The sequence below is a fragment of the Janthinobacterium sp. ROICE36 genome (assembly GCF_002869965.1).
GTDB lineage: Bacteria > Pseudomonadota > Gammaproteobacteria > Burkholderiales > Burkholderiaceae_D > Janthinobacterium.
Genome location: NZ_PEBS01000199.1, coordinates 1 through 612 on the forward strand (window position 1 = coordinate 1; position 612 = coordinate 612).

Consider the following 612-nt stretch of genomic DNA (forward strand, 5'->3'; position numbering starts at 1 on the left):
TCCCTATAACGTTAGCCTCTCATCATTTGCATAATGAAAGAGCGTTACAGGAATAAGAAAGTACAACGTTGTTGCTTGTTTGTTGATACATACAATCATTACCCATCGATTTGCTTTTTACGGCAAATCAATCAATAAATAATCTTTACTTCTTCCAGATTGTTAAAGAACGAAACAGCTTTGATCGCTAAAAGATCAAACCTAAACCTAGCGGCTTACGTTTGCACTTTCGAGTAAAACTTGGTGGAGGATGACGGGATCGAACCGACGACCCCCTGCTTGCAAAGCAGGTGCTCTCCCAGCTGAGCTAATCCCCCTGGGTAATGACTGGTAGGGCTGGTTGGACTCGAACCAACGACCCCCGCGTTATCAACACGGTGCTCTAACCAGCTGAGCTACAGCCCCAACGCGGAACTACTACGACTACTGTTTCTTCTTAATTAAACAGCCGATAAGTGTGAACATTTGATGCGTGAATCAGTTACCTGATTCGTGCAAACTCTAGAAAGGAGGTGATCCAGCCGCACCTTCCGATACGGCTACCTTGTTACGACTTCACCCCAGTCACGAATCCTACCGTGGTAAGCGCCCTCCTTGCGGTTAAGCTACCTA

Annotated in this window: 2 tRNA genes and 1 rRNA gene; all 3 read right to left on the bottom strand. The window is 46.1% G+C overall.

Annotated features, from left to right (window positions below):
* Positions 1-241: 241 nt before the first annotated feature.
* Positions 242-317 (bottom strand) — tRNA-Ala (locus CSZ94_RS27410).
* A gap of 11 nt (positions 318-328) precedes the next feature.
* Positions 329-405, bottom strand: a tRNA-Ile gene (locus tag CSZ94_RS27415).
* Positions 406-505: 100 nt separating this feature from the next.
* Positions 506-612 (bottom strand): 16S ribosomal RNA (locus tag CSZ94_RS27420); the annotation flags it as partial.